This is a genomic window from Sediminicoccus sp. KRV36, from assembly GCF_023243115.1.
Lineage (GTDB): Bacteria > Pseudomonadota > Alphaproteobacteria > Acetobacterales > Acetobacteraceae > Roseococcus.
In genome coordinates, this window is sequence record NZ_CP085081.1 from 1,131,955 (window position 1) to 1,155,848 (window position 23,894).

Sequence of the window (23,894 nt, forward strand, 5' to 3'; positions counted from 1 at the left end):
CGCGGCAACCCGCTCCGATCGTGCGCGGCGCGCTTCGCCGCGTGCGTGGATCGGCGCGGCAACCCACCCCGATCGTGCGCGGCGCGCTTCGCCGCGTGCGTGGATCGGCGCGGCAACCCGCTCCGATCGTGGCCGGCGCACTTCGCCGGGCGCGTGAATCGGCGCGGCCAACATGCTCAATGCGCCTCCGCCCAGGAGGTGCCGTGGCCGACTTCCACCAGCAGCGGCACGCGGAGCTCGGCGACACCTTCCATCACGCGGCGCAGCACGCCGCCGGCCGCTTCGATCTCCGCCTCGGGCACTTCCAGCACGAGTTCGTCATGCACCTGCAGCAGCATGCGCGACTTGAGGCCCGCCTCCCGAAGTGCGGCGGGCACGCGCACCATGGCGCGCTTGATGATTTCGGCAGCCCCGCCCTGGAAGGGCGCGTTGATCGCCTGGCGCTCGGCACCCGCGCGCAGCATGGCGTCCTTCGCCTTGATGTTCTGGATCCAGAGCCGCCGGCCGAAGGGCGAGAGCACATAGCCGGTGCTGCGGGCCTCCTCCTTGAGCCGCTCCATCTCGGCGCGGATGCCGGGATATTGCGCGAAATAGGCGTCGATGATGCCGCGCGCTTCGCCGGGCGCGATGCCGAGGCGGCCGGCGAGGCCAAAGGCGCTCATCCCGTAGATGATGCCGAAATTGATCGTCTTCGCGCGGCGCCGGGCTTCCTTGTCCACGCTGCCCGGCTCCAGGTGGAAGATTTCTGCGGCCGTCCGGCTGTGGATGTCCTCGCCCTTCTCGAAGGCTTCGCGCAGCGTGGGCACATCGGCCAGATGCGCCAGCAGGCGCAGCTCGATCTGGCTGTAATCGGCGCTCATCAGCACGTGGCCCGGCTCGGCCACGAAGGCGCGGCGGATGCGCATGCCCTCCTCGCTGCGGATCGGGATGTTCTGCAGGTTGGGCTCGGTCGAGGAAAGGCGGCCGGTGCTGGTGACGGCCATGGCGTAATCGGTGTGCACGCGGCCATCGGGCGCGATCTGCGCGGCCAGGCCTTCGACATAGGTGGATTTCAGCTTGGCGAGCTGGCGCCATTCCAGCACCACGCGCGGCAATTCAGCGCCCTGCGCGGCAAGGTCTTCGAGCACGCTCGCATCGGTGGAATAGGCGCCGGTCTTGCCCTTCTTGCCGCCCTTCAGGCCCATCTCGTCGAACAGGATTTCGCCCAGCTGCTTGGGGCTGCCCACATTGAAGGCGCGGCCGGCGATGCGGTGGCACTCGGCCTCCAGCACCACCAGGCGCTCGGCGAAATCCTGGCCGATGCGCGCGAGTTCCGCGCCGTCCACGCGCACGCCGGCCTGCTCCATATGGGCCAGCACGGGGATCATCCGGCGCTCCACCTGCTCATACATCGCAAGTGCCCGTTCGGGGCGCAGGCGCGGGCGCAGCTTGTGCCAGAGGCGCAAAGTCACATCCGCATCCTCAGCCGCATAGGCCGTGGCGCGATCGAGTGGCACATGGGCGAAGCTGATGCGCGCCTTGCCCGTGCCGGTGACTTCATCGAAGGAGATCGGCTTGTGGCCAAGATGCAGTTGCGCGAGCTCATCCATGCCATGCCCATGGGCGCCGGCTTCCAGCGCGTAGGAGATCAGCATGGTGTCATCCACGGGGCTGACCGTGATGGCGCCGTTTTGGGCCTGGGCCAGCACTTCGCAATCATACTTCGCGTTGTGCAGCACCTTGAGAACCGCTGCGTCCTCCAGCAGCGGGCGCAACGCGGCGATGGCATCGTCAAAGGGGATTTGCGCTGGCGTTTCGGTCAGCATGTCGGCCCCCGCATGGCGCAGCGGGATGTAGCAGGCGCGGCCAGGTGCCACGGCGAGGCAGACGCCGACCAGGCGCGCGGCCAGCGCATCCAGGCTGTCGGTTTCGGTGTCCAGCGCAATCACGCCTGCTTCCCGCGCCAGGCCGATCCAGCGCTCCAGCGCGGTGAGGTCGCTCACGCATTCATAGGGGCCGAAGCCGGCTGTATCCGGTGAGGGCTCCGCCTCGCTCGCCACCGGCCGTGCGCGCTGCGGCGCGCCGCCATCGCCCAGGCCAAGCCGCGCGGCAAGGCTGCGGAAGTTGTTCTCAGCCAGGAAGGCGCCGAGCCGCGCGGGTTCGGGTGCCTTGGCACGCAGACTCTCGATGGGGGCGGGCAGGGGCGCGTTCTCATCCAGCGTGACGAGCCGCAGCGAAATGCGCGCCATCTCAGCGTGCTCCAGCAGCAATTCGCGCCGCTTGGGCTGCTTGATCTCGCCGGCGCGGGCCAGCAGGGTTTCGAGGTCGCCATACTCGGCCAGCAGGCTCGCCGCCGTCTTCACGCCGATGCCGGGCACGCCTGGCACATTGTCGGTCGCATCGCCGGCCAGCGCCTGGACTTCGGCCACCTTGTTGGGTGCGACGCCGAATTTCTCCAGCACCTCCGCCTCGCGGATCGGCTTCTGCTTGATCGGGTCCAGCATGATCACGTGCTCGCGGATCAGCTGCATCAGATCCTTGTCGGAGGAGACGATGGTGACGCGGCCGCCCTCGGCTTCAAAAGCTTTCGCATAGGCGGCGATCAGGTCATCCGCCTCGAAGCCCGCCAGCTCCACCCGGGCCACGCCGAAGGCCTCGGTCGCCTCGCGGATCAGCGCGAATTGCGGAACCAGCTCCTCCGGCGGTTCGGGGCGATGCGCCTTGTAGGCGGGGTAGATTTCACTGCGGAAGGTGGTGCGCGCCGTGTCGAAGATCACGGCGATATGCGTCGAGACATTCTGGCTGAGGAAGCGCTCCAGGATCTGCGCGAAGCCGAAGACGGCATTGACCGGCGTGCCATCGGGCCGCGTCATCGGCGGCAGGGCGTGGAAGGCGCGGAAGATGTAGCCGCTGCCGTCAATCAGGATGAGGTGGGGATCACCCGAAGGCGCGTCAGTGATGTCCGTCATCGCCCGCACCATCCTTCAGCCGGTAGGTGCGCGAGCAATAGGGGCAGGTGACCTCGTGCTCCTCGATTCGCATCCAGATCATGGGATGCCCGAGAGCACCGCCGCCGCCATCGCAACTCACGGCGCGGCTTTCCGCCTCGGTCACGTCCTCGGGGGTGACGCCCTCGGTCCACTTGGGGCCATAGCCGGTCATCTGCGGGTCGCGCATCTGGGGGATTCATCCTTTGCCGCGTGTGGGCGCAACATAAACCGCTGGCCACGGATGGGCCAGCGGGCCATATGCGGGGGCGATGAAGTTGTTCACCGCCCTGATCCTCGCGCTGCTGTCGCTTGCGGCCTGCGCGCCTGTGGTGGTGCCGGCCGGTCCTGCCACGCGCGCCGCCGGCATCGAGGGCTTCGAGCCGCCGCCGCTGCCCTGGATGCCCATCCCCGGCTGGGCCTTCGCACCCTCTCCCGCGCCGCCGCAGCCCTCGGGACCGCGGCCGGAAGCCATGCTGGTGATGCCCGATGGCGCGCGCCTGCCGCTGCGTGTCTGGCGGCCGGAGGGCGCGCCGCGCTTCGTCATCCTCGCCATCCATGGCCTGGCCGACCATGGCGGCAACATGCTGGAGGAGGGCGGCCCCTTGCTCACAGCCGGCGGCGCGCTGGTCTATGCCTACGACCAGCGCGGCTTCGGCTGGACCCGGCCGCGCGGCTATTGGGCCGGTGCCGAGACGATGGTGAATGACGCGCACGCCGCCCTGGACCTGATCCGCGCGCGGCATCCTGGCCTGCCGATTTTCCTGCTGGGCGAGAGCATGGGCGGGGCCGTGGTGCTGGCGATGGGCCGCACCGATGTCACGGGCATCATCCTTTCCTCCCCCGCACTCTGGGGCCGCGCCTATATGCCGCGCTTCCTGCGCGCCTTGCTCTGGGGGGCGGCGCATGTGCTGGGCCCGGTCGCGATGCCGGCCAGCGCGCCCAATATCACCGCCAGCGACAATCGCGAGGCGCTGCTGCGCTTCGGCAGTGATCCGCTGACGCTGCGCGAAATCCGCTTCGACATGGTCAGTGGCCTGGTGGACCTGATGGACCAGGCCGTCGCCGCACTCCCCACATGCTGCCGCGCGGTGCCCACGCTGATCATGGTCGGTGGCAATGACCAGGTGGTGCCCACCCCCATCGCCCGCCGCGCGCTGCGCGATGCCGGCGTGCCGCGCGTGGCCCTCTACACCGAGGGCTGGCACCTGCTGCTGCGCGATGGCGTGCGGGCACGCGTGGCGCGGGACATCATCGAATTCCTGAACATGCCCGATGTGCCAACTTCACGCGAGGCAGCCGGCGCGGCCTGGCTGGCGCGGACGCCCCCCTGAGGCTGGGGCCCCGGCCGCCGGAGGCCGTTTGCCCTCACGTCTCCGCACCACCATTCACCGCCAGCATCTGCCCGTTGATGAACGCCCCCTCCGCCGAGGCCAGCAGCCGCACCAGCGCCGCCACTTCGGCCGGCTGGCCCATGCGCCCCACCGGCACCCGCGCCACCATCGCCTGGCGATAGGCCGAGGGCGCGTCCGTCTCGTCATCCGCCGCGATCGGCCCGGGCGAGATGGCGTTCACCGTCACCCCGCGTGGGCCGAATTCCTTGCCGAGGGATTTGGTCAGCCCCCAGACGGCATGCTTGGCGATGGAAACCGGCGCCCGGCCGGCATAGCCATGGATGGCATTCATGCCCGTGAAGTTCACGATGCGGCCCCAGCCCTGCGCCAGCATCCCCGGCAGGCAGGCCTGGGAGAGCCAGATGGCGGCCTCCAGATCCACCGCCATCACCCGGCGGTAATCCGCCTCGGTGAGGTCCAGGAAGGCATTCAGCGGGCGCAGCGCGGCATTGTTCACCAGCACATCCACGCGCCCGAATTCCGCCACCGCGGCGGCCACGATGCGCGTGCATTCATCGCGCAGGCCCACATCGCCCATCGCGACCATCGCCTTGGCACCCAGGGCGCGCACCTCATTCGCGACGCTTTCCGCCGCCGCGCGGTCTGTCGAGCCATTGACGATGACGCTGAACCCCTCCCGCGCCAAAGCGAGAGCCACGGCGCGGCCGATATTGCGGCCAGCGCCAGTGACGAGGGCGGTCTTGGTGTGGCTCATGCGGATGTCCCTGGGAAATGCCCGGCAGCATCGCGCCGGAGCATCCTGGCCTCAAGCCCCGGGCTGCGACAGCGTCCGCCGCCTATCCCGGCATCTCCGGCCAGTCATGTTTCGGATAGCGGCCGCGCATGTCCTTGCGCGCATCCGCCCAGCCATGGCGCCAGAAGGAAGCGAGATCCGCCGTGATGGCGATGGGCCGCCCGGCGGGGGAGAGCAGCGCCACCTGCAACGGGATGCGCCCGCCCGCCAGCGGGGGCATGGCGCCCATCCCATAGAGATGCTGGGCGCGCGCCTCCAGCGTCGGGATTTCGGCGCTGTAGTCCACGCCTGCGCTGCGGCCTTGCGGCAATTCGATCCGCGCGGGCAGGGCGGCATCCAGCTTGCGGCGCAGATCATGCGCGAGGAGCATGGGTGCCACATCGAGGGATTTCAGCTCCACCAGCTTCGTCAGCCCGTTGCAATACGGCGCCAGCCAGTCCTTCGCGCTGGCAGCCAGCGCCGCATCGCTCACATCGGGCCAGGGTGGTCCCTCCAGCGCATGCATGCGCGCGATGCGGGCGCGGAGCTGCTTCGCGGCTTCGCTCCAGTCGAGGTCGCGCAAGCCGCGCTCGGCCGCGGCCTCGGCGAGGGCTTCGGCCATGGCGGCGGGGTCGGCGCGCGCCAAGGGGGTTTCTTCGAGAACCAGGGGGCCGAACATCACCCGGCGGCGGGCCAGCACCGCACCCGCGCGCGCATCGAAGGCCGCCCCTTCCACCGTCACGAAGCGTTCCGGGAAGCGCGCTTCCAGCACGGCGCGGCTGATGGGGGCCGCCATGCGGATGCGCGCCTCCGTGCCCTTGAGTTCCAGATCGGCGACGGCGAGAAGCGTTTGCTTGGCAAGCGGGTCCGCGCCGGAAATCCGCGCCCCCTGGCCGGAAGCCAGGCGAAACGCGCCATCCATCGTGCCGCGCTTCAGCGCGATGCGGTCCGGGAAGCCCGCCGCCAGCAGCGCGCCCGCATCGCCCTCGGGCAGCGTATTGCCATGCACGCCAAGGCGCCGGCGATGCATGGCGGCCGAGCGGCGGATCGAGCGGATCGCCATGCCGTCACTCTCGGCATGCGCGTGGCCGTGCAGCACATCGAGGCGCAGCGTGATATCGGCCGGCGGCTCGCGTCCCCTCAAGGGGTCACGCTCTTCCAGCAGGGCCGCGAGATCGGCGGCGAGTGCGGCCTCGCCCTCATTCTCCACCGCGCACATCATGCGCGCCAGGCGCGGATGCGTGCCCATGCGCGCCATGCGCTTGCCCATCACGGTGATGCGGCCCGCTGCATCCATCGCATCCAGGTTGCGCAGCAGGGCGCGCGCGGCCGCCAATTGGCCGGCGGGCGGCGGATCGAGGAAGGGCAGCGCCAGCGGGTCCGCCCCCCAGCCCGCGCAATCCAGCACGAGGGAGGAGAGTTCCGCCTCCAGCATCTCGGGGCGATCCTGCAGGGGCATGCCGCGCTGCACCGCCTCGCTCCAGAGGCGCACGGCCACCCCCGGCTCGGTTCGGCCGGCGCGGCCGGCGCGCTGCTCGGCGGCGGCGCGGCTGATGCGCAGCGTAACGAGGCGTGTGAGGCCCGTGGCACCATCCAGGCGCGGCGCGCGGCGATAGCCGCCATCCACGACGATGCGCACGCCGGGCACGGTGAGCGAGGTTTCGGCGATGCTCGTCGCCAGCACCACGCGGCGGCGCGGGGCAGCGTCCGATGGCCGAAGGGCCGCTTGGCCCGGAGGGCTGAATCGGCCGCCCAAAGGATTCAGCGCCCGGTCCTGCTCGGCCGGAGAAAGCTCGCCATGCAGCGGCAGCACATCGGCATCGAGGCCGGAAAGCCGCTCGGCGGTGCGGCGGATTTCGCCCCAGCCGGGCAGGAAGGCCAGCACATCGCCGCCCTCGCGCGCCATGATGCCGCGGATCGCGACGGCCATGGCCTCGGGCAGGTCGCGCGGGTCGGTGATGTCGCGCTTCACATGCTCGACGCGGACCGGGTGCGCGCGGCCCGCACTTTCGATCAGCGGCGCGTTCATGAGCTTGGTAAAGGCACCGCCATCCAGTGTGGCGGACATGGCCAGCAGCCGCAGTTCCGGCCGCAATCCGGCCTGCAGATCCAGGCAGAGTGCGAGGCCAAGATCGGTGTCGAGATGCCGCTCATGCGCCTCGTCGAAGAAGACGGCGGCGACACCCTCCAGCCCCGGATCGGATTGCAGGCGGCGGACCAGCAGCCCCTCGGTGATGACCTCGATGCGCGTGGCGGCGGAGACGGCGCGGTCCAGCCGGGTGGAAAGCCCCACCACGCCGCCCGGCTGCTCGCCCAGCAGTGCCGCCATGCGGCGTGCCGCGGCGCGCGCGGCCACGCGGCGGGGTTCCAGCACCAAAATCTTCTGGCCCTGCGCCCATGGCTCCTCGCGCAGCACCAGCGGCACCAGCGTGGTCTTGCCGGCGCCGGGTGGGGCGACCAGCACGGCGTTGCTGCCGCTGTTCAGCGCTGCGCGCAGCGCCGGCAGCGCTTCCGTGACGGGAAGATCGGGCGCGAGGTGGTCAGGCAAGGGCGTCAATCATCCGCCATGCGGCGCCTATTCCCACCCTTCGGCCACCGCCTTGCCGATCATGCTGCCGCTCTCCACCAGGGCGTGGCCGGCCAGCAGATGGGCGGCGCTGATGCGGCCCAGATGCTGCGTCATCGTGTGGCGCAGCGTGCCGGCTTCCAGCAGGCCGGCCACCTCGTTCAGCAGCAGATGCTGCTTCGCGATATCGGCGGTGCCGAAGACGCTGCGGGCGAACATCGCCTCCCAGTGGAAGCTCGCGGATTTGGCCTTGAGGCGGCCGATCTCCAGCGTGTTCAGGTCATCAATCGCGCAGATGGCGCCTTGCGGGGCGATGATCTCGCACAGCGCGCGCCAGTGATGCAGCGTCTGCGTCGTGGAGAAGATCCAGGGGAACGCCACGCCGAGTGCCCGGGCCTGGGCCACCAGGTCACCGCTGTGATCCAGCACGTCATGCGCGCCCATCTTCAGGCACCATTCCCGGCTTTCCGCGCGCGATGCGGTGGTGACGACGCGCAGGCCCGTCAGCCGCCGCGCGAGCTGGATCGCCATGGAACCCACACCCCCGGCACCGCCGATGATGAGCACGGCTCCGCCCGCGTCACGCAAGCTTCCCCCGCCCGTGGCCCGTGGGAGGCGAAGCCTGTCGAACAGCGCCTCCCAGGCGGTGATGCTGGTCAGTGGCATGGCGGCGGCTTCGGCGAAGGAGAGGTTCTTCGGCTTGCGGCCGACGATCCGCTCATCCACCAGATGGAGCTGGGCATTGCTGCCGGTGCGGTTCACGGCGCCGGCATAATACACCTCCTCGCCATCGCCGAAGATATGCGCATCCGGCCCGCGCGCGCGGATCACGCCGCAGGCATCAAAGCCCAGCACGCGGCGCTCGCCAGCCGGATCGGCCGCGCTGCGCAGCTTGGCATCCACGGGGTTCACCGAGACGGCGCGCACCTCGATCAGCAGGTCATGGCCACGCGGGGCGGCGGGGTCGGGCAGGACCACATCCTCCAGCGCATCCTCATGCGCAACCGGGCGGCAATGGGTATAGGCAACTGCTTTCATTCTGGCCCCTCCGGCGACATTTTTCCGTGGCTTGTCATAAGCCAAGGGCTGACAAGGTGCGAGCGGCACCGTATTTCTGACCGCACCGTAACGGAGGCTCCATGTCATGACCGATCTCTCCCTCGCCCGGCGAAATCTCGTTCAGGGGGCCGCGATGCTCGGCGTGGCGTCACTGGCCGCGCTGCCGGCCGCCGCCGCAGTGCCCCCGCAGCAGGGCGCCAACCCGCCGCGCTTCCACCGCCTGAAGGTCGGCGATGTCGAGGTGACGACACTGCTGGACGGCGCGATGGGCGGCACCAATGCCGGCATCCAGAATTTCTTTCCCGACAGCCGACCGGAGGAGATCGTGCCGCTGCGCGCCCGCGCCTTCGCGATCGAGGCGGGGCTGCACCAGCCGGTTGGCGCCTATGTGATCAACACCGGCCGCAACCTGGCGATGATTGATTGCGGTGGCCATTCCAGCTTCATCCCGACCACGGGCGGCACGCTCGATGCGCTGCGCGCCAGCGGCTACGCGCCGGAGCAGATCGACACGGTGGTGCTGACGCATATCCACCCCGAGCACGCGCTCGGCCTCAGCTATGACGGCGTCACGCGCAACTTCCCGAACGCGGAGGTCGTGCTGACGCAGATTGACCACCAGTTCTGGACCGACCCCGCGATGGAAAGCCGCGTGCCGCAGGGCCAACGCTTCATCGAGGCAGCGCGCCGCGCGATCCGCCCCTATGCCGGCCGCATCCGCACGACCGAGATGCGCGAGGGGCTGGAGGTCATCCCCGGCGTGTTCATGGACCCCGCCCCGGGGCACACGCCCGGCCATGTCAGCTATCGGGTCACGAGCCAGAACCAGTCGGTGTTCATCTGGGGCGACATCGCGCATCAGATGGTGATCCAGCTGGCCCGGCCGCGCTGGCGCGTGGGCGTGGATGTGGACAGCGCGATGGGCGTGCAGAGCCGGCTGCGCACGCTGGACCTGCTGGCCACCGAGGGCGTGCTGATGGGCGGCGTGCATGTGCCCTGGCCCGGCTTCGGCCGCATCATCCGCGACACGTCCCTGGGGGGCGAAGGCTACCTCTATGTGCCGCGCCCGGCGCAGTTCACCTGATGGCGCGGCGTTCAGTCCTGGCTCTTGCGGCGATTTGCGCCGATACTGCGGCGCAACAACCCCCGGAGACTGACCGATGAAGCCTGCCACCCTTGCCTTCGGATTCCTGTGCGCCTTCCTGGGGGTGCTGTTCTTCCATCAGGCGACCATCACCTTCTACCACGGCATGGGCTGGATTCCGGGCCCCGCCTTCCGCCAGGCGCCGATTGCGCCCTGGGGCGTGCCGCAGCTTTGGAACTCCTGCTTCTGGGGCGGCATGTGGGGCATCCTCTTTGCCATCCTGGAGCCCAAGCGCCCAGCCGGCATGCCGCTCTGGCTCTTCGCGGTGCTGTTCTGCCTGGCGCTGCCGCTGGTGGTGGGCGCCTGGGTGGTGGTGCCGCTGATCAAGGGCTTGCCGCTTTTCGCCAATGGCAACACCACGGCGATGCTGCGCAGCCTGGGCATCTATGGCGTCTGGGGCTTTGGCCTCGCGCTGTTCTGGCGCGGGCTGCCGGCGCTGTTCCGCAAGGGATAGGCGGCCGCGGCGCCCGGGCGCCTTGCGGCCCAGCGCCAGCCGGGTCCATCGCGGTGATGGCGGGTGCCGCTTCGGCGGCAGGCTGCTGATCGCCTGCATGCCCGTCTGCCGGCCCATCCCGGCCCGCCAACGCCTGGGGCGATGAAGCCGGCCGTGGCGTTCGCCCCGCCATGGAGGGGGCGTTTGCCGCGCCCGGGTGCTGCCGCGCTCGCCGTGCTGCATCCGTCAGCTGGGTTGGGTGCCGCACATTGGCAGGGGCCTCAGTGTGCCTGCTCCCTGAACAATCCCAGCTTGGCCTGCGCCGCCCGATCCGAATAACCGAACAGCACAAGTTCGCTCTCCGCTTGCAGTTCGAGCAGGTGCCATGAGGGCACGACGAAGGTATCGCGCTCCATCAGCGCGAATTCCTGGCCCTGGATGCGCGCCGTGCCGCGCCCCGAGACGACGACGAAGATGGTGCCATCCGTCGCCTGGCGTGGCCGGGTGGTGAAGCCCGCCGGCAGCAGCCGCACATGGGCGGCGATGGTCGGCATGACGGGCCCGCCATCGGCCGGATTGGTGAATTCCAGCGCGTGGCCCAGGTGCGGATCGGGCGCGTCATGCGCGGCCAGGGCGCTGAGGGATGCGCGCCATTCCGCGAAGGGATAGTGGAACAGCGGCAGGCTGGCCGGCCGGCGCGCGGCCGGTGAGCCGGCGAAGGGCCGCAGGTTGCGCCCATAGCGGGCCAGGCTGTCGCCCGGCGGCGCTGTTTCGGCATGGGCCATGTCCGGCAGGCGCTCGGCGAAACTCGTCTCGAAGAACCGCACCATCGGAATATCGAGGCCATCGAGCCAGATCATGGGGGCGTCGCTGGTATTGCCATGATCGTGCCATTGCCAGTTCGGCGTGAGGACGAGGTCGAAGGGCCGCATCACGGCCTTTTCGCCATCAAGGGCCGTGAAGGCGCCGCTGCCCTCCAAAACAAATCTTAAGGCGCATTGGGTATGGCGGTGGCAGGGCGCCACCTCACCCGGAAGGATGAGTTGGAGCCCGGCATAGAGCGATGGCGTCGCGCAGGAGGAGGCGGGGAGTTGCGGGTTTTCCAGGATCAGAACGCGGCGCTCGGCCTGCTCGGCGCTGATGAGGGCGCCCGCGCGCATGAGGAAATCCCTGGCCTCGGCATAGCGCCAGAGCACCGGCGCGGCGGCGGAGCGCGGCGTTGGCGTGACCAGCCCGTGCAGCACCTCCCACAACGGAAAGAGGTTGTGCGGCGCCATTTCGGCATAGAGCCGCGGCAGATCGGCGGTGGGATTTGGCGTGTTGGTGTCCATGACGCGGTCCGTCTCGATGTATTCCGAGCATAGGGGATTGTCGCGCGTCAGTAAAAACGTCTAAAAAAACGATACATTATCTTTTAAATAAACAAAATGCAGGGTAAGCACAATTATAGGTTTCAATCGTCACGTAGTCGTGTATAAGAATGGCATGTGCAACCGCTTAACGTAAGGAAATTGAGAATGTCTGACCGTTCTGAGATTAACCGCGGTGAAGTCGTCCTGATGGCCCTGCGCTTCTCCCTCCTCGCCGCCTCGGCCGCGCTGGTCGGCGTCCTGGGTCACGTCGCCTGGAAAATCCTCTCGGCCTGATCCGCAGCAGAACAGCGGCCACCATGGTCCCGCACCGCTCCGCGTGACCGCCTTGCCCGACCCGAATTTGCCTTCGGATCAGGCGCCCTCCCCCAGGGTTCCTTGATCCTGGCCTCCGCCACTCCCCCCCTTTCTCCTGGCGGAGGCCCTTTTTATGCCGGCATCCGGAGGGTCGCCCCCACCGGATGCCACACCGCCCCGAGGTGGCCACACCAAGGGGCAGCAGCGGCCGAATGAATGGCCCCGCCTGCCGTGATCCGGCCCGGATTATCCGGTAAGGAACCCGGCATGCGCTACCGACCGATTGCCGTGCTTGGGCTCGGCGCCCTGATCTGGGGCGCCATGCTCCTGGCCTCCACCATCCCCACCCCCCCCTTGGTGGAGGCCCTTTTTATTCCGGAAGGCCTGTTCCTGGCCTGCCTCGCGCTGCTCAGCCCCTGGATCGCCCTGGCCTCGGTCAATGCGCTCCTGGGCTGGGTGGTGCTGATCTTTGCCCCTGATCCGCCCGCCCATGTCGTGCCGGCCCTGCGCGGCCTGCGGCTGGACGCGCCGACACCCGAGGGCCGCACCGCCATCGCCGTCTGCCTCCGCAATGAGGAGATGGCGCCCATCCTGGCCGCCCTCGGCCCCTTGCTCGATGGCCTGCCCGCCAGCCATTTTTCGCTCTGGTTCCTCTCCGACACCCAGGACCCCGCCTTTCGCGCCGCCGAGGATGCCGCCATCGCCGCCTTCCGGCCGGAGGAGGCCGCGCGCATCCATCTGCGCCGCCGCGCGGACAATGCCGGCTTCAAGGCCGGCAATGTCATGGAATTCCTGGAGGCCGAGGGGGCGGCCTATGACTATCTCCTCTGCCTCGACGCTGATTCCGAGATGACGCCGGCCGCCGTGCGTAAGCTGGCCTTCGCCCTGGATGCCGCGCCGCGCATCGCCATCCTGCAGCAATTGATCGTGGGCCGCCCGGTCGCCGCCGCCTTCCCTCGCCTGTTTCAGTTCGGCATGCGGGCCGGCATGCGCGCCTGGGCCACGGGGCAGGGCTGGTGGCAGGGGCCGAAGGGACCCTATTGGGGCCATAACGCCCTGATCCGCATCGCCCCCTTCCGCGAGCACGGCAAGCTCGAAACCCTGCCCGATGGCGCCACCATCCTCAGCCATGACCAGGTGGAGGCGATCCGGCTGCATGGCGCGGGCTGGGAAGTCTGGTGCCTGCCGGAGGAGGCGGGCAGCCTGGAGGGCAATCCGCCCGCCCTGCCGGAATTCATGGCGCGCGATCTGCGCTGGGCCGCGGGCAACATGCAGTATCTGGCGCTGTTGCGCCGGCCGGGGCTTTCGGCCATGGCGCGGTTTCAGCTGCTGCAGGCCATCCTCATGTTTCTCTGCGCGCCGTTCTGGGTGCTGGCCTTCATGCTGGCGGCCCTCCTGGCGGCACTGGGCCGCTTTGATGAGATGAGTGCCGCGCATCTGGCCGCCATCATGGCGTTGTTCTGGGTCACGCAGCATTCGCCCAAGCTGGCCGGCTATGCCCAAGTGCTGATGCAGGGCAGCCAGGCCGCGCGCTATGGCGGGCGCGGCGTCTTCGCGCGCGGGGCGCTGCTGGAGATTCTCTTCACCACCATCCTCTCGCCCATCTCCTGCCTGAACAAATCGCGCTTTCTCCTGGCCTTGCCCTTTGGCGCGCGGATGGGCTGGGGGGCGCAGAACCGCGCTGCGCGGGATGTCGGCTGGGCCGATGCGGGCCGGCTCTTGTGGTTCCACACCCTGGCCGGCGCGCTGGCCTTCGGCTTCCTGGCCGTCACCGCGCCCTGGGCCATCTGGTTCGCGCTGCCCTGGGCGGGCGGCCTGCTGCTGGCCATTCCCTTTTGCGTGCTGACCGCCTCACCCGCATTCGCGCGCTTCCTCACCGCGCGCGGCCTGGCCGCGACGCCGGAGGAGGTGGAGGCTATGGCTGGTTGAGCGTATCGTCCTTGGCCAAGTCGAAGGGCCTCCGGCGGCTGGGGCCGGGGCCCCAGACCCCGTTTGTCAGGCGATCAGCCGTGGAGCTTGCGCTGTTCGCAGGGACTCATAAGCAATATTTAAGTCCTTGTTTTTTATTCACATTTATCACTTCAAGCGCTTCCGCTTGAACGGCTGAGGCTAAGGATTGGGGTCTGGGGCCCATGGCCCCAGCCGCCGGAGGCCCCTTGAACCCACCTGGCTCACCTCTTGAGCCGCCATGCGGCGCCCGCCCCCGTGGCATAGACATCGCCGCTATTGGCGCTGTCGGGCAGGGCGCGCAGCCAATCGGCCATGGCGCTGGCCTTCACCGCGGCCGGAAATTCCCACGCCATGCTTTCGCCGAGGCAGGCGTTGAAATGTGTGAAGCCCAGCGCCACCAGGCGCTCCAGGCTCGCCAGCGCCACGCCGCGCTGGATCGTCGTGAATTCGAAGGAAAGCGCCCGCGGCGCGCAGGAGAGGCCGGCCAGCACCTCCGCCTCCCAGCCCTCCACATCGATCTTCACGAAATCGGGCATGCCATGGGTGGCGATCAGCGCATCGAGCGTGGTGCGGGGCAGCGGCAGCTCGGCGTCCCAGACCTGGCCTTCCCAGCCGGGTGCGCCCTCGGCGGCCGCAATGAAGTCGCGGCTGGCGGTGGCGACGGTCGGGTTGGCGGAGTTCAGGCGCAGCATCGCCTCACCCTCGCTGGCGCCGATGAGGGAAGAAACCAGCGTGAAGCCCGGCACGCCGTGAAAGATCAGCCGCAGCGCGCGCGCCAGGCGCGGCTGCGGCTCCACTGCCACCACATGCGCGCCGATGCGCGAAAAACTCGCCGCCCGGTCACCCACATGGCAGCCGACATCGAAGGCGAGGTCCCCGATGCCGAGGAAGCGCCGGTAGAACGCGTCGAGCACAGGGCGCCGCGCGGGGGCGTGATACAGCCGAAGGCTGCGGCCGATGGTGGCAGCGTGGCTCAAGCGTGAAACACCAGCGCCGCACCCGCCGCATGGGCGGGCGGCACCATCAGCCCACCGCCCGGCAATTCCACCAGGGGCAGGTGCGAGAGCAGGCGCCGGACCGCCGCATTGCCATCCGCGGTCTGCACGAAGAAGCCCGCCATGAAGGGCAGGTCCGGGATGGCGATGCCAGGGAGCGTGCCCGGCAGATCCTCGGGCGCCAGGATGGAAACCCGGGTTTCCATCGCCGGCGCGCGCGGCCCGGCCACACCGGCACCGCCCGGAAAGCGCAGCAGGAAGCCGCCTGCCAGGCGCGGCTCGATCACGAGGCCCGTCAGCTTGGACAAGCGCGCCGCCGTCACCGCAGGCTCGGCACTGACCAGCACGAGTTCTGTCAGCGCCACCGCCTGGTTGGCGTGGTCCATCCAGCGCTCCTGCCAGATCAGCTCGGGCGTGTGGTGCGTGATCAATTGCAGCCGCCCTTCCGGCGCATCCGGATAGGGCAGGCGGGAGAATTTCGCGCGCGGGCCATCGGGCTTGTCCACCGGGCGCTCCAGATGCGCGACACCGGGGATGGGAATGCCGGCGCGCCGCATGCGGGCGAGGTTGGCTTCGGCATCATCCATGCCCATGGCGAGGATATGCAGCCCCTCATACCGCGCGATGAATTTGCCCAATCCATTGTCGAAGCGGCCCATTTTCAAGTCATGGGGCTCAAGGATCGCCAGCAGCTCGATATAACCATGCCGCAGGAAGGCGCAGCGATTGCCGGTGGCATAAAGCTCCACCGGCGCATCCGGTGTGGGGCGCCCCGATTGCTGCGCGATGGGCGAGAGCGAGAAGCCAAGTGCGGCGAACTGCGCCGTCATCGGCCCCAGCTCCCGCGCGCAAAGGCCGACATGGTCGAGGGCGAGGGCGGAATCGGTCATGCGGGATTCTCATATTTGGGCAGGAGCCAGGCATCCGGCTCGGCCAGGGCGCCGGCATACCAGGCTTCGATCAGCGGGTGGGCGCGCACCGCCGCCACATAGCCACGGCTCACCGCAGAAAGCTCCGGCTGCCAGGTGAGGAAACGCGCGACGACGGGGGCGAACATCACATCGGGGATGGTGAAGCTGCCGCCCATCAGGAAGGGGCCGCCATGGGCCGAGAGCGCTTCCGCCCAGAGCTGCTCGACCCGCGCGATATCCGCGAGGGCGCCCTCGGTGCGGCCGCGCCCGGCGAATTCCCGGCCGAGATTCATCGGCATGGCCATGCGCAACTCGCGGAAACCGGCATGCATCTCGCTCGCCAGGCTGCGCGCATGGGCGCGGGCCAGGCGTTCCGCCGGCCAGAGCGAAGGGGCGAATTCGGCGCAGTATTCAGCGATGGCAAGGCTTTCCCACACTCGGGCGCCCTGATGCTCCAGATAGGGCACAAGGCCGCTCGGCGAGGCGGCCTGCACCGCCGGGCTGCCCTTGCCGCCGGCGCCAGCCAGCGGCAGCACCACCTCCTCCACATCCAGCCCGGCCAGGCGCACGGCCAGCCAGCCGCGCAGCGACCAGGAGGAATAGCGGCGATTGCCGATGAAAAGACGGCCCTCGGCCATGGTGGAATCCTTGCTGCGATGACGGTGTTTTCGCACGCGCGGGAAAGGCTGGCGACACCCCCGCGCCAGCCGCTACGAAAGCGCATGATCCGCGCCGTTGCCCTCCTGCTGCTGCTGGCCGGCCCCGCCCCGGCGCGGGACGCGCCCCCGGCCCTGGCGCGGGATGCGCCCCCCGCGCGCCGTGCGGCCGAGGAGATTGCGCCCGCGCGCCAAGCCGCGGAGACGGAGCGCGCGGTGGCCACCCAGGCGGCCGAACACGCCCGCGAGGCGGCGGCAGAAGCCCGGCGCCTGGCCGCCGAGCGCATCGCCGGCGCGGCCCGCGTGCAGGCCGCCGAGAGTGCCGCGCAAGCCGCCGCCCTGCGTGCCGAGGCCGCGCGCAAGGCCGGGGCCGCGGCCCATGCGGAGCAAGCCCGTCTGACCGCCGAATTGGCGCCGCTTCTGCCGCTGCTCACAAGGCTGGCGGCCCAGCCCGCGCCCATCCTGCTGGCGGCCCCGCTGCCGCCGGCCGAGGTGGCGCTCGGCCTGGCTGCCCTGCGCGCCATGCTGCGCGAGGCGCAAAGCATCGCCCAGGGCCTGCGTGAGGCCGAGGCGCGTGCCGCCGCCGAAGCACAGCGCTTCGCCGAGGAACGCCGCCAATTCGCCATCGCCGAGGCCGAGGCGCGCCAGGCCTCGGCCAGCCTGGACCGGCAATTGGCGGCGGCGCGCCATCTCCTCGCGGAGCGCAGCGCGGCCGAGCGCGCCGCCAGCGCCCGTGCGGAGGAGGCCGTGACCCGCGCGCATAATCTGGAGGAAGCGCTGAGCCGGCTGGAGCGTGAGCAGGCCCGCCGCGCGGCGGCCGAGGCCGAGCGGAACCGCGAGGCGGAGCGGCGCGCGGCCGCCGATGCGCCAAGCCAGCGCGCCTCACGCCAGGCCACGACACCGCCGCCCGCGCCCCCGCCCGCAGTTGAACCGCCGCATCCCGCAGGCCCCGGCGGGCTGCCTGTCGCTGGCCGGCTGGTGCGCGCCTTCAATTCCCCCGGTGAGGGTGGGCCCGCGCGCGGCGTGACCCTCGCGGCTTCGCCCGGGGCGCGGGTCACCGCACCTTGCGGCGGCAGCGTCGCCTTTGCGGCCCCCTTCCGCAGCTATGGGCGCATGGTGATCCTGGATTGCGGGCAGGGGCAGCATCTGGTGCTGGCGGGGATGGAGCGGCTGGATGTGGCCGGTGGCCAACGCATCCAGGCGGGTGAGCCGGTGGGCGTGCTGCCCGGTGCCGGCCATCCGACGCTGTATGTCGAGCTGCGCCGGCGGGGCGAGGCGGTGGACCCCAGGCCGCTGGTCCGCTTCGGCGCCTGACGCGGTGCCTGCCGGGCTACGGCGCTTGACGCGCCGGGGGGAAGGGGCCATCCGCGCGGCACCCCCCATTCCAGGAGAATCCCATGCCGCAACCCGCCCATCCCGCCGCCGTCAACGGCCTCACCCTCGCCCAGGCCGAGATCATCGCCGATGCGGCGCTGGCCAAGGGGCGCGAGATCGGCCTGCTGCCGCTTTGCGTGGTCGTGCTCGATGCGGGTGGCCATGTGAAGGTGACCAAGCGCGAGGATGGCGCGAGCCTGATGCGGCCCGAGATCGCCATGGGCAAGGCCTATGGCGCGCTGGCCATGGGCTTTGGCACGCGGGAACTGGCGCGCCGCGCCCAGGCGATGCCGGGCTTCACCAATGCCCTGTCCGACCTGACCGCTGGCCGCGCCGTGCCCGCCCCGGGTGGCGTGCTGGTGCGCGATGCGGCGCATGTGCTGCTGGGCTCCGTCGGCATTTCGGGCGATGTCTCGGCGCAGGACGAGGTCTGCTGCATCGCGGGCATCGAGGCGGCCGGCCTGGCGCCGGACACGGGCGATCCGGCCTGAGGCAAAGCCACGCGGCCCAGCCCCGTGGAATGGCGGTGCGGGGGGCATGCCCCCCCCGCCCGTCACACCGTGAATTGTTCCGCGATGATCCGCTCCGAGAGGCTGCGATCCGGATCGAACAGCATGGTCATCGTGATGCTGCGATCCTCCCGCACCTCCACCCGCCGCACATCGCGCACTTCGGTGTAGTCGGCCGTGGCGGAGACGGGGCGTTTTTCCGCCTCCAGCACCTCGAACACCACCCGCGCGGCCGAGGGCAGCAGCGCGCCGCGCCAACGCCGTGGCCGGAACGCCGAAATGGGCGTCAGCGGGAGCAGCTTCGCATCGAGCGGAACGATGGGCCCATGCGCCGAGAGGTTGTAGGCGGTGCTGCCGGCCGGCGTGGAAATCAGGATGCCGTCGCAGATCAATTCCGCCAGGCGCTCCTTGCCATCCACCAGGATGCGCAGCTTGGCCGCCTGGCGCTGCTCCCGCAGGAGAGAGACCTCGTTGATGGCGAGCGCGGCATGCGTGCCGGTCGCTGAATGGGCGCGCATCCGCAAGGGATGCAGATGCGCGGCCTGGGCGGCACGCAGGCGGGCGGGCAGGTCTTCCTCGCGGTAGGAATTCATCAGGAAGCCGACGCTGCCGCGATTCATGCCATAGATCGGCGCGTTGCGGCCCAGGAAGCGGTGCTGGGTTTCCAGCATCAGCCCATCCCCGCCAAGGGCCACGATGAACTCCGCCTCCTGCGGCGAGACATCGCCATACAGCGCCACAAGCCGTGCCAGCGCTGCCTGCGCGGGCTCGGAAGGCGAGGCGAGGAACGCGATTTTCATGTGCGGCGCCACCGATTCACGCTCCGCATCTGCGGCGCTGCGCGATCGGGGCGAGAGGTGTGGCGCCGCCAATGCACGCGCCGCATCTGCGGTGCTGCGCGATCCGGCGCGCTCATGCCAGGCGCCGGTGTTCGAGCACCGGCATGTCGCGCCGCACCCGCGCCGTCACCGCCGGATCCAGCCGCGCCGTCACCCAGCCTACGCCGTCGCTGGCCTTGGCAACCACATGGCCCCAGGGGTCGGCGATCAGCGAATGGCCATAGACCTGGCGCGTGGCGCCGCGCTCCTCATAGGCGCCCCAGGATGCAGCGGCGGCGATCCAGCATTGCGTCTCGATGGCGCGGGCGCGCAGCAGCACTTCCCAGTGATCCTTGCCGGTCATCAGCGTGAAGTTGGAGGGCACGAAGATCACCTCCGCCCCCAGCCGCCGCAAGGCCAGGTATTGCTCGGGGAAGCGCATGTCATAGCAGATGGTGCAGCCGAATTTCACGCCCTTCGCCTCGAAGGTGACGAGGTCGCTGCCCGCGCCATAGAGCGCGCTTTCGCGATAGCCGGTGCCGTCCGGGCCGGTGATGTCAAAGAGGTGGATCTTGCGGTAGCGGGCGATCTCGGCGCCTGTCGGGTCGAAGACCAGGGTCGTGTTGAAAAACTTCTCCGGCCCCTGTTCGATGATCGAGCCGCCATGCACATGGATGCCAGCCCCCTTGGCGATCCCGCGCAGGAATTCATACGCCGCGCCGCCCGTGTCCCCGGGCTCGGGCAGGGCTTCCGCCGCCGCCGCCCGCGCCTCACGCCCGCCGCCCAGATTGGTCCAGGTCTCGGGCAGGGTGATCATGTCCGGCCGGTCGGCCGCGAGCGCGCCCTCGATCAGGCGCCGCGCCTGGTCGAGATTGGCGGGCTTGTCGCTCGTCTGGTTCATCTGGATGGCGGAGAGGCGCATGGCGGAACCTATCTTGTGGGCGGTCATCTGACAGGGGGCGGCACGCGCCGTTCGTCCAGCGGTACGCCGCGGGAAACCCCCCAGCGCGCCAGTTGCGGATCGAGCATTTCGCTGCGCTCGCCGGAGGGGCGCTGCGACACGAACCGCACACGCCCCGCGGTGAGGAGTGCCACCTCCATGATCCCGTCACGCGGACGGATCGTGAGGAACGCCTCCTGCTCGCGCTCGCCCTGGACGCGGGCGCCGCGCAGCACCAGCGCGGTGCCGTCAAAGGCGATGGGTGCCACCATCTGCATGTTGTTCAGCAGCAGCCGCAGCCCCGGATCGCCGAGCAGCGCCGAAAGGCCGCGCCGCACCGCAGCGTCACTCAGCACGGCGGCGGTATTGGTGGTGCCGATCTGCGCCGAAAGATGCCCCAGCACGCCCTGCTTGTGGTCCACCGCCGGCTGCGCCTTCGCGATGACGGGCAGCAGCAGGAACGCCAGCGGCAAGGCGCGCCGGGCGAGGCTCAAGACTGACGCGGCCAGGAGATGCGCGGCTCGGCACGGCCGGCGGAGGTGGCTGGCGGATAGGTTTCGGCGGGCGGCGGGGCGGCGTCCCACCCCTCACGCCGCGCATCGGGCTGGCGGGCGGCGATCACGCGCAATTCGGCCCGCAAATCATCCAGCTGCGCTTCAATGGAATCGAGCCGGCCCTTCAGGCCAAACACGGAAAACGGCATCACCAGCAGGCAGACCGCCAGCAGCAGCAGCACCAGCAGCGCCACCAGCCCGGTCCATTCCGGCAGGCCGGGCAGCGTCAGGCGGGTGGCGAGGTCGTTCAGCATCAGCCGCCCGTGACGCTCATATGGCGCGCCACGGCGGGGGCCGCCTGGCGCCGGTCAATGATGAAGTCATGCCCGCGGGGCTTGCGGGTGATGGCTTCCGCGATGGCGGCGCGCAGCCCGGCCTCGCCCAGTTCGGGGTCGCGCAGCGGCATGCGCAGATCGGCCGCGTCATCCTGGCCGAGGCACATGTAGAGCGTGCCCGTGCAGGTCAGCCGCACGCGGTTGCAGCTTTCGCAGAAATTATGCGTCATCGGCGTGATGAGGCCGAGGCGCGTGCCGGTTTCCGCCACGTCGAAATACCGAGCGGGGCCGCCGGTGGTGTGGTTGCTCTCCAGCAGCGTCCAGCTCTGCTTCAGCCGCGCCTGCACGAGGCTGAGCGGCAGGAACTGGTCCGTGCGGTCCTCATTGATCTCGCCGAGCGGCATGGTCTCGATCAGGCAGAGGTCGAAGCCATGTTCGCCGCACCAGGCCAGCATGCGGTCGAATTCATGCTCGTTCAGGCCCTTCAGCGCCACGGCGTTGATCTTCACATGCAGCCCCGCGGCCTTGGCGGCGAAGATGCCATCCAGAACCTTGTCCAGCTCGCCCCAGCGCGTCGCGGCCTTGAAGGCCGCCGCATCCAGCGTATCGAGCGAGACATTGATGCGGCGCACCCCGGCGCGGGCAAGCTCCTCGGCGTATCTGGTGAGCTGCGTGCCATTGGTGGTCAGCGTCAGTTCTTCGAGGCCGGAGCCGATGCGCGAACCCAGGGCCCGCACTAGCGACATGACATTCTTGCGCACCAGCGGCTCGCCGCCGGTCAGCCGCAGCTTGCGCACGCCCAGGTCAATGAAGGTGCCGCAGAGGCGCTCCAGCTCCTCCAGCGTCAGCACTTCGGATTTGGGCAGGAAGGTCATGTCCTCCGCCATGCAATAGACGCAGCGAAGATCGCAGCGATCCGTCACGGAAACGCGGAGATAACTGATATGACGCCCGAAAGGGTCCATCATGACGGCAGGGGGTCCCCCGGGTTGGTGGCTTCACCCCATTTGGGGCGGATCATCCCGTGGTTGCAAGGGTGCCGCGCGCGCCGGGCGCCTTGGCCATCCAGTTCAACACGCTGGCCATGATGCCGACCACGATCATGACGGGCCAGAAGGCGGCATAGCTGCCCGTCCAGGCCATCAGCACCGCGCCCGAGCCGGCGCCCAGGAAGCCGCCGATCTGATGGCTAAAGAAGCAGACGCCATAGAGCGCGCCGAGATCCGCCACCCCGAAGCGCCGCGCGATGGCGGCCGAGGTCAGTGGCACGGTGCCCAGCCAGACGAAGCCCATCACGGCGGCGAACAGGATGGTGCCCCATTCGGTGGGCGTGGCGATGGCGAAACCGGCGATGGCCAGCGTCCGCACCAGGTAGATCCAGCCCAGCCCCGTCTCGGGCTTGATGCGGCCGGAGAGCCAGCCGCAGAACCAGGAGCCGGGGATATTGAACAGCCCGATCATCATCATGACCATCATGCCCAGTGCCGCCGGCTGGCCGCACAGCGCGATATGCGAGGGCAGATGCGTGGTCAGGAAGGCGAGCTGGAAGCCACAGGCGAAAAAACCGCCGGTGAGCAGCGCGAAGTCGCGGTCGGCGAGGGACCTCCGGGCCAGGGCGGGCAGGCCCAGCAGGCCGGCGGCGGGGGCGCCGGTGCGCGCGGCCGGCCGCCACTCGATATTGCGGGCGATGGGGATGATCAGCACGGCGGAAATGGCCAGGACGCCCAGCGCCCCCGCCGCGCCGAAGCCGCCAATGGCGGAGAAGGTGATGGGCACCATGGCCGCCTGGCCCAGGCTGCCGCCCGCGCTGGCGATGCCGATATACTCGCCGCGCTTCTGGGGTGGGGCAAGGCGTCCGATGGCCGCCAGCGCCAGCCCCGTGCCGGCGCAGGCCACGCCCAGGCCCGAGAAGAACCCGATGCCGATCAGCACGCTGAGGTTGGAGGGCAGCAGCGCCGGCAGCCCGCAGCCGATCAGATAGAAGACGCCGCCAAAGGACATCACCCGCCCCGAGCCGTATTTGTCGGCCATGGAGCCCGAAACCGGCTGCATCAGGCCCCAGGTCAGGTTGTGCAGCGCCACGGCAAGGCCAAAGGCCCAGGGGGCCACGCCATGTTCGGCCGCGAGCGGCAGCAGCAGCAGCCCGAAGGTCTGGCGAATGCCCATGGCGAGGCTGGAGGTGGCCGCCGCCGCGATGATCGCGACCCAGAGGATGCTACGGGCGGAAGGTGCGGCGGCTTGCATCGGCAAAGGAGACCAAAGCGGTCCGCGATGCGCAACCAAGGGTGGCGCCGGGGCGGGCATGTTCTACACGCATGATGTCTGCGGGAAGGGTTGGGTGAGCCCGTCGGGAGCTCACCCTCAGGAGCATCCCCTGCTGGCCCTTGGGGAAGGTGCCGGGGTGGGGATGCTCTTGAAACTTTTGGCTTCACCGCCTGGCCCCGCATAGGGGCAAGGCGGGGGGGGACAGGCGGTGGGATAGCCGGTCGAAGGCGGCTTACGCCGCGTTCTGCGTGGCGGCCTGGTCATTCGCCGCGAGCGGCGTCGCTGCCGTCGCGGTCGCGATGATGCCGCCGCGCGTGATGCCGATATCGGCCAGTTCACGGTCGCTCAGGCCACGCAGCTGCTCGATGGTCTCGCGGCGGGTGCGTATGGCGGTCAGCGCGCCGCGGAGCGTCTGGAAGAAGCCCTTGATGCGCTCGGCCAGCGCGGCGTCGCGCGCCTGGCGCGCTTCGGCGAGGATGGTTTCGATGCGCTCGGCCTCGGCGTTGCGCGGGGCCCCGTGGTTGGAGCTGAGGGGCATCAGCAGCGCGGCTTCGGCTGTGGTGATGCGGTTCATGATATCTGGTCCCATGTGGTGAGCGGCCAGGCCGCCCGGATGGCCATGATGTAGGGGATTGCGGCCCGGACAGGTTGTGCGAAGCTTATGCGGCACACATGCGTTGAACGC

Annotated in this window: 23 protein-coding genes; 7 read left to right on the forward strand and 16 right to left on the reverse strand. The window is 69.7% G+C overall.

What is annotated here, in order from left to right; all coding sequences use genetic code 11:
* Nucleotides 1–176 precede the first annotated feature (176 nt).
* Entirely contained in the window at nt 177–2,948 is a 2,772-nt protein-coding gene (polA, locus tag LHU95_RS05020; RefSeq protein ID WP_248710286.1) for a DNA polymerase I, read from the reverse strand.
* Nucleotides 2,932–3,156, reverse strand: a complete 225-nt coding sequence (locus tag LHU95_RS05025) for a zinc-finger domain-containing protein (RefSeq protein ID WP_248710287.1) — start codon at nt 3,154–3,156, stop codon at nt 2,932–2,934. The genes polA and LHU95_RS05025 overlap by 17 nt, the downstream gene beginning before the upstream one ends.
* Nucleotides 3,157–3,238: 82 nt before the next feature.
* Here LHU95_RS05025 and LHU95_RS05030 point away from each other — a divergent pair, with 82 nt between their 5' ends.
* The gene (locus tag LHU95_RS05030; protein ID WP_248710288.1) at nt 3,239–4,300 is read left to right on the forward strand and encodes an alpha/beta fold hydrolase; all 1,062 of its coding nucleotides are present in this window, start codon (nt 3,239–3,241) and stop codon (nt 4,298–4,300) included.
* 34 nt (nt 4,301–4,334) lie between these two features.
* Here the strand turns inward: LHU95_RS05030 and LHU95_RS05035 are convergent, their stop codons facing one another.
* From LHU95_RS05035 to LHU95_RS05045, 3 genes are all read right to left on the reverse strand, one after another.
* Nucleotides 4,335–5,075, reverse strand: a complete 741-nt coding sequence (locus tag LHU95_RS05035) for an SDR family oxidoreductase (protein ID WP_248710289.1) — start codon at nt 5,073–5,075, stop codon at nt 4,335–4,337.
* Nucleotides 5,076–5,157: 82 nt separating this feature from the next.
* Nucleotides 5,158–7,641, reverse strand: a complete 2,484-nt coding sequence (gene hrpB / locus LHU95_RS05040; RefSeq protein ID WP_248710290.1) for an ATP-dependent helicase HrpB — start codon at nt 7,639–7,641, stop codon at nt 5,158–5,160.
* Between the two features lie 27 nt (nt 7,642–7,668).
* Nucleotides 7,669–8,697, reverse strand: a complete 1,029-nt coding sequence (locus LHU95_RS05045) for a zinc-binding alcohol dehydrogenase family protein (RefSeq protein ID WP_248710291.1) — start codon at nt 8,695–8,697, stop codon at nt 7,669–7,671.
* 106 nt (nt 8,698–8,803) lie between these two features.
* Between LHU95_RS05045 and LHU95_RS05050 the strand changes: the two genes are divergently transcribed.
* Together LHU95_RS05050 and LHU95_RS05055 are read left to right on the forward strand one after the other, a co-directional pair.
* Entirely contained in the window at nt 8,804–9,802 is a 999-nt protein-coding gene (locus tag LHU95_RS05050) for an MBL fold metallo-hydrolase (RefSeq protein WP_248710292.1), read from the forward strand.
* A gap of 76 nt (nt 9,803–9,878) precedes the next feature.
* A complete protein-coding gene (locus LHU95_RS05055; protein ID WP_248710293.1) occupies nt 9,879–10,316 on the forward strand; it encodes a hypothetical protein in 438 nt (145 codons plus the stop codon).
* A gap of 260 nt (nt 10,317–10,576) precedes the next feature.
* Here LHU95_RS05055 and gtdA read toward each other — a convergent pair whose 3' ends face one another.
* Nucleotides 10,577–11,626: a gentisate 1,2-dioxygenase gene (gene gtdA / locus LHU95_RS05060; RefSeq protein ID WP_248710294.1), complete on the reverse strand. Its 1,050-nt coding sequence runs from the start codon at nt 11,624–11,626 to the stop codon at nt 10,577–10,579.
* A 186-nt stretch (nt 11,627–11,812) separates the two neighbouring features.
* On the opposite strand from gtdA, the gene LHU95_RS23330 reads away from it, so the two are divergent.
* Both LHU95_RS23330 and mdoH read left to right on the forward strand, forming a co-directional pair.
* On the forward strand, nt 11,813–11,941 hold the full coding sequence (locus LHU95_RS23330; protein ID WP_283094290.1) for a hypothetical protein: 129 nt from the start codon (nt 11,813–11,815) through the stop codon (nt 11,939–11,941).
* A 288-nt stretch (nt 11,942–12,229) separates the two neighbouring features.
* Nucleotides 12,230–13,891: a glucans biosynthesis glucosyltransferase MdoH gene (gene mdoH, locus LHU95_RS05065; RefSeq protein ID WP_248710295.1), complete on the forward strand. Its 1,662-nt coding sequence runs from the start codon at nt 12,230–12,232 to the stop codon at nt 13,889–13,891.
* Nucleotides 13,892–14,133: 242 nt separating this feature from the next.
* On the opposite strand, the gene LHU95_RS05070 is transcribed toward mdoH, so the two are convergent.
* Genes LHU95_RS05070 through LHU95_RS05080 form a run of 3 tightly spaced genes read right to left on the reverse strand, consistent with a single transcriptional unit; the run spans nt 14,134 to nt 16,456 of the window.
* The gene (locus LHU95_RS05070) at nt 14,134–14,889 is read right to left on the reverse strand and encodes an FkbM family methyltransferase (RefSeq protein WP_248710296.1); all 756 of its coding nucleotides are present in this window, start codon (nt 14,887–14,889) and stop codon (nt 14,134–14,136) included.
* Complete coding sequence (locus LHU95_RS05075; RefSeq protein ID WP_248710297.1) at nt 14,886–15,797, reverse strand: VOC family protein; 912 nt, start codon at nt 15,795–15,797, stop codon at nt 14,886–14,888. Before LHU95_RS05075 ends, LHU95_RS05070 begins: the two co-directional genes overlap by 4 nt.
* Nucleotides 15,794–16,456 carry a glutathione S-transferase family protein gene (locus tag LHU95_RS05080; protein WP_248710298.1) on the reverse strand — a complete coding sequence of 221 codons (663 nt, stop codon included), beginning with the start codon at nt 16,454–16,456 and terminating at the stop codon, nt 15,794–15,796. Before LHU95_RS05080 ends, LHU95_RS05075 begins: the two co-directional genes overlap by 4 nt.
* Nucleotides 16,457–16,540: 84 nt before the next feature.
* On the opposite strand from LHU95_RS05080, the gene LHU95_RS05085 reads away from it, so the two are divergent.
* Entirely contained in the window at nt 16,541–17,788 is a 1,248-nt protein-coding gene (locus tag LHU95_RS05085) for a peptidoglycan DD-metalloendopeptidase family protein (RefSeq protein ID WP_248710299.1), read from the forward strand.
* 83 nt (nt 17,789–17,871) lie between these two features.
* Nucleotides 17,872–18,339, forward strand: coding sequence for a heme-binding protein (locus LHU95_RS05090; RefSeq protein ID WP_248710300.1), 468 nt, complete (start codon nt 17,872–17,874; stop codon nt 18,337–18,339).
* A 62-nt stretch (nt 18,340–18,401) separates the two neighbouring features.
* Here LHU95_RS05090 and LHU95_RS05095 read toward each other — a convergent pair whose 3' ends face one another.
* From LHU95_RS05095 to LHU95_RS05125, 7 genes are all read right to left on the reverse strand, one after another.
* Nucleotides 18,402–19,157, reverse strand: a complete 756-nt coding sequence (locus LHU95_RS05095) for an NAD kinase (protein WP_248710301.1) — start codon at nt 19,155–19,157, stop codon at nt 18,402–18,404.
* Between the two features lie 112 nt (nt 19,158–19,269).
* The gene (locus LHU95_RS05100) at nt 19,270–20,097 is read right to left on the reverse strand and encodes a carbon-nitrogen hydrolase family protein (protein ID WP_248710302.1); all 828 of its coding nucleotides are present in this window, start codon (nt 20,095–20,097) and stop codon (nt 19,270–19,272) included.
* 23 nt (nt 20,098–20,120) lie between these two features.
* Entirely contained in the window at nt 20,121–20,609 is a 489-nt protein-coding gene (locus LHU95_RS05105) for a hypothetical protein (protein WP_248710303.1), read from the reverse strand.
* Nucleotides 20,606–20,923 (reverse strand): hypothetical protein, encoded by a 318-nt coding sequence (locus LHU95_RS05110; RefSeq protein WP_248710304.1) that lies wholly within the window; start codon nt 20,921–20,923, stop codon nt 20,606–20,608. The genes LHU95_RS05105 and LHU95_RS05110 overlap by 4 nt, the downstream gene beginning before the upstream one ends.
* Entirely contained in the window at nt 20,923–21,912 is a 990-nt protein-coding gene (moaA, locus tag LHU95_RS05115) for a GTP 3',8-cyclase MoaA (RefSeq protein WP_248710305.1), read from the reverse strand. Before moaA ends, LHU95_RS05110 begins: the two co-directional genes overlap by 1 nt.
* A 49-nt stretch (nt 21,913–21,961) precedes the next feature.
* A complete protein-coding gene (locus tag LHU95_RS05120; RefSeq protein WP_248710306.1) occupies nt 21,962–23,188 on the reverse strand; it encodes an MFS transporter in 1,227 nt (408 codons plus the stop codon).
* Nucleotides 23,189–23,441: 253 nt separating this feature from the next.
* Nucleotides 23,442–23,783 carry a DUF1127 domain-containing protein gene (locus LHU95_RS05125; protein WP_248710307.1) on the reverse strand — a complete coding sequence of 114 codons (342 nt, stop codon included), beginning with the start codon at nt 23,781–23,783 and terminating at the stop codon, nt 23,442–23,444.
* Nucleotides 23,784–23,894 lie beyond the last annotated feature (111 nt).